Annotated in this window: 14 protein-coding genes; 6 read left to right on the forward strand and 8 right to left on the reverse strand. The window is 71.9% G+C overall.

The genetic code is table 11. The features are described 5' to 3' along the window. The first annotated feature begins 138 nt into the window (after nucleotides 1-138). From DAI17_RS14405 to DAI17_RS14415, 3 genes are all read left to right on the forward strand, one after another. A complete protein-coding gene (locus DAI17_RS14405; RefSeq protein WP_159081553.1) occupies nucleotides 139-1,701 on the forward strand; it encodes an ATP-binding protein in 1,563 nt (520 codons plus the stop codon). Next, nucleotides 1,644-3,023, forward strand: a complete 1,380-nt coding sequence (locus tag DAI17_RS14410) for a helix-turn-helix transcriptional regulator (protein ID WP_107773907.1) — start codon at nucleotides 1,644-1,646, stop codon at nucleotides 3,021-3,023. Before DAI17_RS14405 ends, DAI17_RS14410 begins: the two co-directional genes overlap by 58 nt. 75 nt (nucleotides 3,024-3,098) lie before the next feature. Next, the gene (locus tag DAI17_RS14415; protein WP_107773908.1) at nucleotides 3,099-3,518 is read left to right on the forward strand and encodes an ester cyclase; all 420 of its coding nucleotides are present in this window, start codon (nucleotides 3,099-3,101) and stop codon (nucleotides 3,516-3,518) included. A 109-nt stretch (nucleotides 3,519-3,627) separates the two neighbouring features. Here the strand turns inward: DAI17_RS14415 and DAI17_RS14420 are convergent, their stop codons facing one another. The 3 genes from DAI17_RS14420 to DAI17_RS14430 form a co-directional block, all read right to left on the reverse strand. Next, nucleotides 3,628-4,023 carry a VOC family protein gene (locus tag DAI17_RS14420; protein WP_107773909.1) on the reverse strand — a complete coding sequence of 132 codons (396 nt, stop codon included), beginning with the start codon at nucleotides 4,021-4,023 and terminating at the stop codon, nucleotides 3,628-3,630. Nucleotides 4,024-4,033: 10 nt separating this feature from the next. Continuing rightward, nucleotides 4,034-4,255 carry a hypothetical protein gene (locus DAI17_RS14425; protein WP_107773910.1) on the reverse strand — a complete coding sequence of 74 codons (222 nt, stop codon included), beginning with the start codon at nucleotides 4,253-4,255 and terminating at the stop codon, nucleotides 4,034-4,036. Between the two features lie 180 nt (nucleotides 4,256-4,435). Beyond that, entirely contained in the window at nucleotides 4,436-4,957 is a 522-nt protein-coding gene (locus DAI17_RS14430; RefSeq protein ID WP_159081554.1) for an HAD-IA family hydrolase, read from the reverse strand. 137 nt (nucleotides 4,958-5,094) lie between these two features. Here DAI17_RS14430 and DAI17_RS14435 point away from each other — a divergent pair, with 137 nt between their 5' ends. After that, nucleotides 5,095-5,562, forward strand: a complete 468-nt coding sequence (locus DAI17_RS14435) for a hypothetical protein (RefSeq protein WP_107773912.1) — start codon at nucleotides 5,095-5,097, stop codon at nucleotides 5,560-5,562. 249 nt (nucleotides 5,563-5,811) lie between these two features. On the opposite strand, the gene DAI17_RS14440 is transcribed toward DAI17_RS14435, so the two are convergent. From DAI17_RS14440 to DAI17_RS14455, 5 genes are all read right to left on the reverse strand, one after another. Next, on the reverse strand, nucleotides 5,812-6,477 hold the full coding sequence (locus DAI17_RS14440; RefSeq protein WP_107773913.1) for an AIM24 family protein: 666 nt from the start codon (nucleotides 6,475-6,477) through the stop codon (nucleotides 5,812-5,814). Between the two features lie 88 nt (nucleotides 6,478-6,565). Beyond that, the gene (locus tag DAI17_RS14445; RefSeq protein ID WP_107773914.1) at nucleotides 6,566-7,474 is read right to left on the reverse strand and encodes a TIGR03086 family metal-binding protein; all 909 of its coding nucleotides are present in this window, start codon (nucleotides 7,472-7,474) and stop codon (nucleotides 6,566-6,568) included. A gap of 12 nt (nucleotides 7,475-7,486) precedes the next feature. Then, nucleotides 7,487-7,630 (reverse strand): hypothetical protein, encoded by a 144-nt coding sequence (locus DAI17_RS21020; protein WP_159081555.1) that lies wholly within the window; start codon nucleotides 7,628-7,630, stop codon nucleotides 7,487-7,489. Nucleotides 7,631-7,719: 89 nt separating this feature from the next. After that, nucleotides 7,720-9,258 (reverse strand): SDR family NAD(P)-dependent oxidoreductase, encoded by a 1,539-nt coding sequence (locus tag DAI17_RS14450; protein WP_234412509.1) that lies wholly within the window; start codon nucleotides 9,256-9,258, stop codon nucleotides 7,720-7,722. Between the two features lie 46 nt (nucleotides 9,259-9,304). Further along, a complete protein-coding gene (locus DAI17_RS14455) occupies nucleotides 9,305-9,973 on the reverse strand; it encodes a response regulator transcription factor (RefSeq protein WP_107773915.1) in 669 nt (222 codons plus the stop codon). A gap of 103 nt (nucleotides 9,974-10,076) precedes the next feature. Between DAI17_RS14455 and DAI17_RS14460 the strand changes: the two genes are divergently transcribed. Both DAI17_RS14460 and DAI17_RS14465 read left to right on the forward strand, forming a co-directional pair. Continuing rightward, entirely contained in the window at nucleotides 10,077-10,979 is a 903-nt protein-coding gene (locus DAI17_RS14460; RefSeq protein ID WP_234412510.1) for an ABC transporter ATP-binding protein, read from the forward strand. Beyond that, nucleotides 10,976-11,626, forward strand: a complete 651-nt coding sequence (locus tag DAI17_RS14465) for an ABC transporter ATP-binding protein (protein WP_159081556.1) — start codon at nucleotides 10,976-10,978, stop codon at nucleotides 11,624-11,626. The genes DAI17_RS14460 and DAI17_RS14465 overlap by 4 nt, the downstream gene beginning before the upstream one ends. Nucleotides 11,627-11,639 lie beyond the last annotated feature (13 nt).

Here is an 11,639-nt window from a genome sequence, read left to right on the forward strand (position 1 = left end):
AGGTGGGTGGGACCGTCCGGGCCGCGAGTGGTGGGCGACGGACGACTGGTGCGACCTCGATGGTGATCCCGGCCGTCGGGGGAGACATCACTCGGTCGCGCGATGTCAGGTCCTCCCACACCTGGGGCACGTGGGTGCGTGGCTCTGGACCGCGACGTCGGCGGGGAGGAGACTCGGTGGGTGGCGGAGTCGGTCGTGGTGCCGTCTGCGGACGGGCTGATCGGGCGCGCGGCCGAGCTCGACCTCGCCCTGGGCGAGCTGGACCGGCTCGGCCAGGGTCCTTCCTCGGTCCTCGTGGTCGAGGGCGAGGCCGGCATCGGGAAGACCCGACTGGTGCAGAGCCTGGTCGGCGAGGCGCGCTCCCGCGACCTGCGGGTGCTCTCGGGTGGCGGCCACCCGTTCGAGCGCACGCGTCCCTTCGGCTTGGCTGCATCCGCGCTGGGCCTGAGCGCCCGGTCGACCGACCCGCGTGCCGCGGCGATCGGCCGACTGCTCGCGGGGCGTGGAGGGGAGGCGTCCGCGACCCCCGGCGACATCCAGTGGCGCGTCGTCGAGGAGATCGTCGACCTGGTGGAGACGCTGTGCGCGGAGCGGCCGGTGCTGCTCGTCACCGAGGACGTGCACTGGGCGGACCCCGCCAGCCTCCTGGCCGTCCTGTCGCTCACGCGACAGCTCTCCCTCGCCCCGCTGCTGACCGTCGTGACCACGCGGTCCTCGCCGCTCCCCGGCAGCGTGGTCCGGCTGCTGGACGACCTCGCAGCCGTCGGGGGACGCAGCCTGTGCCTGGCCCCACTCACCGCAGACGAGGTCACGGCGCTCGCGACCCACGAGCTCGGCGCCCGGCCCGGGCCGCGCCTGACCGCCCTGCTGGCCAAGGCCGGGGGCAACCCGCTGTGGGCCACCGCCATGCTGCGCTCGCTGGCCGCCGACAGCGGGCTCAGCTGGTCCGCCACCGAGGTCGAAGCGACCGTCTCCGAGCTCCCCGCCTCACTGGGCGACCTGGTGGACCGGCGGCTCCGTGACCTCCCCAGCCCGACGCTGGAGCTGCTCCGGATCGCGGCCGTGCTCGGCGACGCGGTGTCGCTGCGCGACGTGGCCGCCGTCGCCCGCCGTTCTGCGGCGGAGGCCGCGGGGCAGCTGGGCGAGGCGTACGACGCCCAGCTTCTCGACCGGGTCGACGAGCGGGTCGTCTTTCGCCACCAGCTCGTGCACGACGCGATCTACCAGCAGGTGCCGGCCCCGGCCCGGCGCGTCCTGCACCGCGAGGCCGCGGTCACGCTGATGGCCGCAGGCGCAGACCCGTTGGCCGTGGCCGACCACCTCGTACGCGGCTCCGAGCGCGGTGACGAGGAGGCGGCCACCTGGCTACGACGCGCCGCCCGCGGAGCGGCGGGGCAGGCGCCGCCGGTCACCCTGGAGCTGGTCAGGCGCGCCGAGGCGTTGCTGCCCGGCGGTCACCGCGACGCCGACGCCGTGTCGGCCGAGGTGGTGCAGGCGCTCCTGCGTGCCGGGGACGTGACCGAGGCGTCGGCCAGGGCCGAGGCGGTCCTGGGGCGGCCGCACGCCGCCGAGGTCGACACCCCCTCCGGGTCGCCCTCGTCTCAGCGCTGGCCCTGCAGAACCGTGCCGACGAGCTCGTCGCCGTGGTGGAGGACAGCCTCGCCTCTCCCGAGCGGGTGGGGCCGGTCGAGCAGGTGGTGATGCTGGCCCAGCAGAGCTGGGCACTCACCTACAGCGGCGCCCCAGCCAAGGGCGAGGCCGTCGCGGCTCGCGCCCTCGCGGTCGCCGACGCGACCGAGGACCCGGCGTCGTCGGTGTGGGCGCTGACGGCTCTGCAGGTGGCGGAGGGACGGCAGGGCCGCTTCGACGCCGCGCTGTCCCACGCCCGGCGGGCAGCGGCCCTCGCTGAGGGGTCGGCCGGGCCACGGGCGTTGCCCTTGCAGCCGCAGCTGATGCTCGGCATGGCGCTGTTCGACTGCGACCTCGTCGGGGAGGCGAGGACGGCGTTCCGGGCGGCGCTGGACGACGAGTTCGGTTCCGCGTGGTGGCTCTCGGCCACACTGATGGCCGACGCCCAGGCGTCGTACGCCCTCGGCGACTGGGACGACGCCGTCCCCGGCCTCGTGGCGGGGGAGCAGGCCGCCCGGGAGAAGGCCAACCCGCTCCTGGAGTGGCAGTCGCTCGCCTATCGCACCGTCATCGCGACAGGCAGGGGCGAGCTCGGGGTCGCTCGTGAGCTGGCCGACCGGTTCTCCGGGACGGTGCAGGGAGAGGAGCTGCCCTACAACGCGGGCATCCTGGCCTTCGCGGCCGCTGCGCTGGAGGCGGCCGAGGGCAACCGGCACGGGGCCTTCGACCTCCTGCTGCGCTGCTGGTGCGTCGACGCCGCTCGGGAGAGCCGCTTCTACCACCGCAGCCTGGCCCCCGATCTCGTGCGACTGGCCGTGGCGCTGGGCCGGCGGGAGGTGGCGGGCGAGGTGGCCGACGCGGTGGAGGCTGGAGCGGATCTGGCACCCGAGGTGCCGACAGTGCGGAGCCTGGCGCTGCGCTGCCGCGGGTTGGTCGACGATGACGCAGCATCGTTGGTGGCTGCGGCCGCGCTCGCCCGCCGCTCGCCGCTCCTGGTGGAACACGCCGGGGCCTGCGAGGACGCGGCGAGCGCGCTCGCGAAGGATGGTCGGCGGGAGGAGGCGGCGACGCTGCTCCGCGAGGCGCTCGCCCGCTACGAGGCCGCCGGCGCCAACGCCTGGGCCGGGCGCGTCCGGGCGGGGTTGAGGTTGGTCGGCGCGCCTCCCGGCGTCAAGGGGAGCCGGCAGCGGCCAGCGACGGGCTGGGAGAGCCTCACCTCCACGGAGCGGACGGTGTCCGTGCTGGTGGCCGAGGGCCTGACGAACGGCGCCGTGGCCCGGCGGATGTACGTCTCGCCGCACACGGTCAACACCCACCTCCGGCACGTCTACGCCAAGCTCGGCGTCTCCAACCGGGTGGGGCTAGCAGCCGTCGTGCATCGCTCGATCGAGTGATGTCGTCCTCCACCGGCTTCGCCAGAGTCGGGTGGTGCGGCCACGAGGACCGCCACAACCAGAGAGGAGATCGCCATGGACCATGGCGCGACGATGCGCAGGACCTATGAGCTGATCAGCGCCGGCGACATCGCAGGGTTCGGCGACCTCGTCGCGGACGGCTTCGTCGAGCACGAGGACACACCGGGCTTCGCGCCCGACAAGGAGGGGACGCTCGACTGGTTCCGAGCCTTGCTGCAGGCCTTCCCGGACCTCAGCATGACCGTCGAGGACCTGATCGCCGAGGGCGACAAGGTCGTGGCCCGGGTCCGGGTCACCGGGACCCACCGAGGCGATTTCCTGGGGATCCCGCCGACCGGAGCCACCGGTGACGTCCAGCTCATCGACATCATGCGGTTCGACTCGGACGGCCGGGTGTGCGAGCACTGGGGTGTCGCGGACATGTTGTCGCTGTTGGAGCAGCTCGGCGTCGTTCCCACGGGGGCGCCGGCCTGACGGCCGGACCCAGCAAGAGACGTGCCGCGTCCTTGCGCCGCGAGCGGGTGCATGTCTGCCGCCAGGAGCTAAGTGCCGTGGCTTCCCCATGGCAGTTCGCTGTCCGTGTCTACGGACGTGAAGGGTTCGGCCAGCCGCCGTACGGAACGGTGAGGATCTCCAGGATGTGACCGTTGGGGTCCAGCCAGTACAGCCCGCGGCCGCCGTCGTTGGTGTTGATCTGCTGCGGTCGCCTCAGCCCGGGATCTGCCCAGTACCTGATGCCGCCGGCGAGGATCCGGCCGTGGATTTGGTCGAAGTCGTCCTCGTCGACCAGGAAGGCGTAGTGCTGCGGGTGCACCGTGCCCTCCTCGAGGAAGTCCAGCGAGACGTCGTTCGCCACCTGGACAACCGAGAACGGTCCGAAGCCCGTCGGGGCGGGCAGCCCCAGGATCTCGGACACGAACAATGCCGAGGCCTGCTTGTCACGGCAATACACAATCGTGTGGTTCAGCCTCACCGGCATCCGAAGCTCCTCACTCGCCGCTGGTTGGCCCTAGCCATTCTTCGGGTGCGAACTCGCTGCCGAAGTCAGCGCATGCCTCGTTCTCGCAGCGCCCCTGTGTCTCGAAGGTGATGCCGGCGTTGCCCGAGGCCACCACCAGGGCGGCGTTGCCAGGTTGAAGGTGATCGCCGTGCCGGAGGGGCTGGCCGCAGGTCGGACAGTGCGGGTCACTCAACTCGGCCGGGTCGGTCATTCAGTAACGCTAGAACTGACCCCGCACCCTCGTCCACGTCCACGTCCACGCGACCAGCGTCGCGGACCGTGCCGCCACCCTGGCCGAGCGAGTGATCCTCGAGGGCGCCGATCACATCGACCCCGTGATGTTCGGGTCCCGAGTGGCCGCGGCGGTCAGCCGGCTGGCACGCGGCTCCACCTAGAGCTCGGCCCACCACCGTGGCAGGTCGGACACCGAGTCGAGGACCGCGTCGGGGCTCACGCCGTCGGTGAGGTCGGACGGTGAGTACTTGCCGGTGCGCACGAGCACGCCGGCCAGGCCCGCCCGCTGGGCACCCTCGATGTCGGTGTGGATGTCGTCCCCGATCATGACGACCCGGTCGGCCGGCACCTGCAGGGCATCGATCGCGGCGCCGTAGAACGCCGGATCGGGCTTCCCGACGACGATCGCAGTCCGGCCCGCGGCGTACTCCAACGCGCGCACGAAGGCGCCCGCGTCGAGGCGAAGGCCGTCCTCGGCGCGCCAGTACCGGGTCATCCCCAGGGCGACCAGAGGTACGGCGGCGTCGCTCATGAGCAGACGAAGGGCGCGGTTGAGGATCGGGAAGGTCCAGCCCTCGCCCAGATCGCCGATGACCACCGCCACAGCGCCGCGCTCGACGCCGTCCGGGACGGGATCCAGCTCGGCAAACTCCGCGGCCGTGGCCTCAGGGACGAACACCGCCGGTCGGTGATGCCGTGTTGCCGGCTCAGCGTGGCTTCGTCGACGGAGGCGCCTCCACGACCCCCACGACAGGCTCGCCATACGTACCGCGGACGCGCGACACTGGTGACCAGACGTGTGGCATCGGAGGGTCGATGGAACCGAACCCGTCCGCACCAGACCAGGCCTTCCTGGAGGAGCTGCGGCAGCGCCGTGCGGAGCTGCGCGAGTCGGTGAGCGCGCTGGAGGGCGCCTTGGCCGCGCCGGCCACCACCGACCTGACGCGTTGGGCCGAACGCGTCCACGTGGCGCTGGTGGAGCTGTCTGGTGACTTTCGTCAGCACATCGAGATCACGGAGGGTCCTGATGGGCTCTATCGCGACCTCCTCGAGACCTCGCCCCGGTTGTCCGAAGCCGTGGCGGGCCTCACTCGCGAACACGTGCTGATCTCTGCCCAGATCGACAGGCTGCTGGCCCGAGTGTCACCACCGGACGTCATCGACGAGGTGGACGGGGCCCGCGACCTGGGCACGGCGCTCCTGGGCCGGCTCGTCCGGCACCGGCAGCGAGGCTCCGACCTGGTGTTCGAGGCCTATGAGTTCGACATCGGCGGCGAGACCTGAGCACTCACCGACGGCGTCACTCCGCTGCCTGTCGGCGCAACCGGAACGCCGGGACAAGGCGGCCACCCGGCGCCTGTGGCTCTGCTCAGGGGCGATGAGGCGTCGCGGGCGTCAAGCATCTCTTTCGACTGCTCCGGCTGCGTCGGGGTCGTAGGTCCCCAGTCCGGCCGTGCATCCGGTGGTGATCGAGCTACCCGCAGTCCGGTTCGACGGCATGGTCCAACCGACATCCCACGCGGTAGCGCCGAGTCAGTGACTGTGAGGGGCCACCACCCGTCCCTCGCTCGCCTGGACGACGACGAACCCCTGACCACTGAACCCGAGCTGGAATGCCTCTCCCGAGCCACGACCGATGAGTGCTCCGGCCCCGGCGGTCCGTCGTACGGCTGTGGTGAGCGACGACGACCACGCGATCGCGGCCTGGATGTCGGCGTACGTGGGCGCGTCGACGTTCAGGACGACGGGACTGCCGTGCGAGGTGATGGCGACGGTGCCCGTGCCGGTGAAGGTGGTGTTGAAGACCCCGCCCGCCATCATCGACGCCCCCTCGACCCGCTTGATGTCCCACGCGAGGGTCGAGTCGAAGGCGAGCACGTTGCTGCCGTTGACCGTCAGGGCGTCGTCCTCGAGGTTGACGAGGTGGACTTCCATGGCGTCGTCAGCGAGGAAGACGTCACCGCGTCCCGAGACCTTCATCAGCGGCATGCCCTCGCCGGTGAACGTCTTCTTCAGGAACTTCCCCATCCCGCCCGCGCCTTGGTAGGCGAAGTCGACCTGGCCCTGGTAGGCGACCATCGAACCCTGGCGCGCCATCACCTCCCCGTCGAGCGCGACCCGGAGCATGCGCGGGTTCTGCAGCGCGAACCGATCGGTGCCGGCGGACTCGAGGCTCGTCCCGAACAGTTCGCTGCGCATGGGTCTCCTTGAGGTGTGATGGGCGTCGGTGTGCCGAAGGCTAGGCACCTGCCTCGACGGTGGCAACGGGCCTCGCGTTCCGGACGGGTCAGCCCTTGACGTACGAGAGCTTCTCGCAGACCAGCCCATCCCGGAATCGGATGACGTCGACTCCTCGGACGTGGCCCGAGTCCGGGCCGTCCCAGGCGTAGCGCCAGCGGACGACCGCGCGGTCGCCCGACACGAAGGACTCCTCCTCGGTGAAGCTCATCCCGGGCGTGCGCATGACCTGGGTCCAGGCCGCCCGGACGGCGTCACGTCCCTGGATGCGCTGCCCGTCGGGCGCCGGTGACGTGGATTCGAAGACGATGTCATCGGTGACCAGGGCGAGCGCGGCGTCGACGTCCCCGTCGCCGAAAGCCGCGTTGAACAGCGCGAGGGTCCGGTGGTGGGGACCCCATCCAGGGTCGCGACCGAAGCGGGCCAGCAGGTCGTGCTGAGCGGCGCCAGCGAGAGGCCGCGGCGCGGCGACGGCACCCGCATGTCGGTAGGCATCCTCGTTGGCGTCGAACCACTGGGCGACCGCGTGCACCAGGTGGGGATCCATGCGTGTGTCGCCCTGGGTGGCCGCGGCCAGGTCCCAGCCGTGGATCAGGTGGTCGGCGGCCAGCTGCATGGCGTACTCCTGCTTCGGCGTCTGTCCGAACGAGAGGTGCACGGTGCCACCGAGGGGGAGCTGGGTCGCCACCGAGGAGATCGCTTTCCGGGCAGCCGCCAAGGCAGCGCCGATCTTGTCCTCGCCGAGCACGTCACCGTCGAACCGGTCTCCGACCTCCTCGATCGTCGCGCCCTCCATGAGCGGCACGGTCCAGAGGTTCTCGTAGGTGACGTGGTTGACGAGGTCACGCACCGTCCACTCGGTGCACGGCGTGGGATCTCCCCACTGGTCGTCCCTCACACCGTTGACCCGGTCGGCGAAGAACTCGACGGTCCGGTGGTAGAGCGTGTTCGTGTCCATCCTCTTGTCCTCTCACATGAGGCCGGTCGCGAGGGCCAGCTCGGCCTGGCGCAGCCACCACGGCAGTCCCGCGTCGTACGCCGGGCCCGCGACCTCACGACCGTCGCCGCTGAGCGGTGAGCGGTCGAGAATGCCCTGCAGAACCTCACGGTCCATGGCCCCATGGTCCTCGCCCGCTCCACGTTCGCCCAGCCCTCAATCTGAGGACCAAGCATCGAGAGCGACGCGCCCGGCCCGGCCGCCCCTCACCAGGGGGAGGGTCGGTAGTCCTTCACGAAGCAGCCGTAGAGGTCCTCGCCGGCCTCGCCGAGCACGACGGGGTCGTAGACCCGCGCGGCGCCGTCGACGAGATCGAGCGGCGCGTGCCAGCCCTCGGCGGCGATGCGGAGCTTGTCGGCGTGCGGGCGCTCGTCGGTGATCCAGCCGGTGTCCACGGCGGTCATCAGGATGCGGTCGGTCTCGAACATCTCGCCCGCCGACGTGCGGGTCAGCATGTTGAGCGCTGCCTTGGCCATGTTGGTGTGCGGGTGTCCGGCGCCCTTGTAGCGGCGGGAGAACTGCCCCTCCATCGCCGAGACGTTGACGACGTACGCCCGACCGGACCGGGCCGCGGAGGCCGCGGCCGCCAGGGCGGGGCGTAGCCGCGAGACCAGCAGGAACGGCGCGATCGAGTTGCACAGCTGCACCTCGAGGAGCTCCAGCGGGTCGACCTCGCCGACGGTCTGGGTCCAGGAGTTGTTGAGCTGGACGTCGGGCAGCAGGCCGCCCGCGTCGACGGCCGTGCCGGCCAGGTGCGCGTCGAGCGAGGCGTGCCCCGCCGAGAGCGCCAGGGCCGTCATGGTCGCGGCGTTGTGAGCGGCCAGTGCCGAGGCGGCCGACTCGCCCTCGTGGTGGGCGACCGCGGTGTCGGTGAGCGCGCCGGCGATCATCGCCGGGTGCGCCTCGCTGATCCGGTCGAAGGTCACCATCTCGGGCAGCACGCGGTCGTCGGGGAGCGGCGCGGACTCGGCGTCGACGAGCGGCGCGTAGGCCCCCGGCGTACGACGCACGGTCTGGCACGCGTTGTTGATCAGGATGTCGAGGGGTCCCGCCGCCGCCACGTCGTCGGCCAGCGAGACGACCTGGGTGGGGTCGCGCAGGTCGATGCCGACGACCTTGAGCCGGTGGATCCACTCGTCGCTGTCGGGCAGGGAGGAGAAGCGGCGGACGGCGTCCTTGGGGAAGCGGGTGGTGATCGTGGTGTGCGCGCCGTCGCGGAGCAGCCGCAGGGCGATGTACATGCCGATCTTGGCGCGGCCGCCGGTGAGCAGCGCGCGCCGGCCGGTGAGGTCGGTGCGCTGGTCGCGCTTGGCGTGGCTCTGGGCGGCGCAGGCGGGGCACAGCCAGTGGTAGAACGCGTCGACGAGCGTGTAGTCCTGCTTGCAGATGTAGCAGCCGCGCGGGTTGAGGAGCTCGCCGGCGAACGCGCCGGGTGCCGTCGAGACGAGCGGGATGCCCGCGGTCTCGTCGTCGATGCGCACCGGCGACCCGGTGGCGGTCAGCTCGGTGACCGCGCGGTCGTGGGCCAGCTCCTCGGCCCGCTTGCGGAGCTTGCGCTCGGCCTTGATCGCCTTGTACATGTGCGAGGCCGCCCGCTTGACCTGCACGTGGTCCGGGTGGTCGCCGGGCAGGTGGTGCAGCTGCTGCAGCACGCGGAGCGTGGTGGCCAGGTCGTCCGGATCGATCCCGCCCTCGGGACCCGGGGTCCCGGGCTCGACGGAGACGGGGTCGGCCTGCTCGATCACCGGGAGATGGTACGGCGGTGCCGACGGCGCCGGCGATTCGCGGACGTCAGGCGGTGCGCTCGGTCTCGTTGTCCTGCGCGGGCGAGCCGGCGACCCGCACGCGGTCGGCCCGCAGGCCGTGCGCCACGCCCCACAGGACCGCCTTGGAGCGGCTGTCGACGTCGATCTTGCGATAGCAGGACCGGATGTAGGACTTGATGGAGTTGACCGACAGCGAGGTGCGGTCGGCGATCTCGAGGTTGCTCAGACCCATGGTGATGAGCGAAAGGACCTCCGCCTCGCGGGCGGTGAGGCCCTCCTCGCGGCCCGGCCAGTCGCCGCCGATCAGCCGGTTGCCCTTGGGGGCCGGCGAGACGATGACCCGGCCGGTGGCGACGGCCTGGAGCGCCTCGACGAGCTGGGAGGCGGTGAGGCTCTTGGAGAGGTAGCCGGAGACGCCCTTCTCCATCGTCTCGCGGGCCAGCCACGGCTGGAAGTTCCAGGTGTAGACGACGACCTTGCCGATGCGCGGGTTGTTGAGCAGCCGTGCGACGCCGGGTCCGTTGCCCTGCCCCATGCCGAAGGTGTCGTAGAGGGCGATGTCGACGTCGGTGACGATGTTGCGCCCGGCGGCCAGCTCGACGACCTCGACCCGGTCGCCGTAGTTGCGCAGCATCGCGTCGAGACCGCGGACGACCACCTCGTCGTCGTTCACGAGGGCAACGCTGATGACCATGGCTGCACTGTACGTCCGCCCCCGGGGGGTATGTTCCAATCCGTCCAAGATCGACCGGGGTCGCTTCCCCGCAGACTCAGCCGCCGACGCAGGGGGAGACCAGGTGCAGGAGCACGCGCTCGCGACGCCGCCGATGGGCGTCGCGTCGCCGCCGGCCGGCGGGCTCGGCGTCCGCTGCGAGGGGGTCGTCCACCTCTACCGCACCTTCGGCGGGCACGACGTGGTCGCACTTCGCGGCGTGGACCTGACCATCGCCCCCGGCGAGCGCGTCGCCTTCCTCGGCCCCAGCGGCTCCGGCAAGTCGACGCTGCTGACCCTGCTCGGCGGCATCCAGAAGCCCAGCGCCGGGCGGATCTTCCTCGGCGACGAGGAGATCTCCCGGATGGGGGAGCGCTACCTCGCGCGCATCCGCTCGCGCAGCGTCAGCACCATGCTCCAGGGGGCCGCCCGCAACCTGCTTCCCTACGCCACCGCCCGCCAGAACATCGCCTTCGCCCGCCTCTCGCTCAGCGGGTCCGAGCGCCGCGACGCCATGATGGACACCGAGCTGCTCGGCCGGGTGGGCCTCGAGCAGCAGGCCGACCAGGTGGTCAACACCATGTCCGGCGGCCAGCGGCAGCGGCTCGCGCTCGCCTGCTCGGTGGCCACCTCGCCGCGGCTGCTGCTCGCCGACGAGCCGACCAGCCAGCTCAGCCACGAGGACCGCGACCACGTCCTGCACCTCATCCACTCCCTCGGCGACGACTTCGGCACCACGATCGTTGTGGTGACCCACCAGCCCGAGGTCGCCGCGACCTTCCCGCGCACGGTCACGATGAAGGGCGGCCGGGTCGGCGCCGAAGGTCGCGAGGGCTCGGAGTACGCCGTCGTCGGCGAGGACGGGGTCCTCCACCTCCCGGCCCACGTGGCCGCCGAGTGGCCCCCCGGCACCCTGGTCCGCTTCGAGGAGGACGAGCAGGGCCGCCTGGTCGTCACCCGCTCCAGCGGCGAAGGAGCAGGCGCGTGACCGACCTCGTCCTCGACGGCGTGACCTTTGTGGCCGGGCGCACCCTGCTCGACGACGTCTCGCTCACCTTCCCCGCCGGCCGCGTCACCGCGCTGTCGGGTCCCAGCGGCTCCGGCAAGACCACGCTGCTCTCCATCGCCGGCGGGCTGCTCGCGCCCACGTCGGGGACGGCGTCGTACGACGGCTCGGCGACGTGGACGGGCACCGGCGACCCGCGTCCCGAGGTCGCCTTCGTCCTGCAGGTCTACGGCCTGGTCCCGATCCTCTCGGCCCGGGAGAACGTCTCGATCGCTCTGCGCGCCCGCGGCGTCGCGCCTGCCGACGCCGACGAGCACGCCGAGGCCGCGCTGGCCCGCTTCGGCATCGCCGACCTCGGCGAGCGCCAGGTCGAGGAGCTCTCGGGCGGCCAGATGCAGCGCGTCGCCTGCGCCCGCGGCTTCGTCGTGGGCGCCGGGATCCTGCTCGCCGACGAGCCGACCTCCGAGCTCGACGAGGGCAACCGGGGCGTCGTCCTGGCCGAGCTGCGCGAGGAGGCCGCCCGCGGCGCCGTCGTCGTGGTCGCCACGCACGACCCCGCCGTCGTCGAGGCCTGTGACCTGCACGTCGCCCTCGACGAGGGTCGCCTGGTGCAGACGGACCTGGTGTGAGCGTTCTGCAGGT

The organism is Nocardioides sediminis (genome assembly GCF_003047295.1).
Classification (GTDB): domain Bacteria; phylum Actinomycetota; class Actinomycetes; order Propionibacteriales; family Nocardioidaceae; genus Nocardioides; species Nocardioides sediminis.

Coding starts and splice junctions, on each gene's coding strand:
- DAI17_RS21020 (WP_159081555.1), bottom strand. CDS start 7,630: ATGGACCGTGAGGTTCTGCAGGGCATTCTCGACCGCTCACCGCTCAGC.
- DAI17_RS14425 (WP_107773910.1), bottom strand. CDS start 4,255: ATGACCGACCCGGCCGAGTTGAGTGACCCGCACTGTCCGACCTGCGGC.
- DAI17_RS14455 (WP_107773915.1), bottom strand. CDS start 9,973: ATGGTCATCAGCGTTGCCCTCGTGAACGACGACGAGGTGGTCGTCCGC.
- DAI17_RS14435 (WP_107773912.1), top strand. CDS start 5,095: ATGGAACCGAACCCGTCCGCACCAGACCAGGCCTTCCTGGAGGAGCTG.
- DAI17_RS14415 (WP_107773908.1), top strand. CDS start 3,099: ATGGACCATGGCGCGACGATGCGCAGGACCTATGAGCTGATCAGCGCC.
- DAI17_RS14440 (WP_107773913.1), bottom strand. CDS start 6,477: ATGCGCAGCGAACTGTTCGGGACGAGCCTCGAGTCCGCCGGCACCGAT.
- DAI17_RS14445 (WP_107773914.1), bottom strand. CDS start 7,474: ATGGACACGAACACGCTCTACCACCGGACCGTCGAGTTCTTCGCCGAC.
- DAI17_RS14420 (WP_107773909.1), bottom strand. CDS start 4,023: ATGCCGGTGAGGCTGAACCACACGATTGTGTATTGCCGTGACAAGCAG.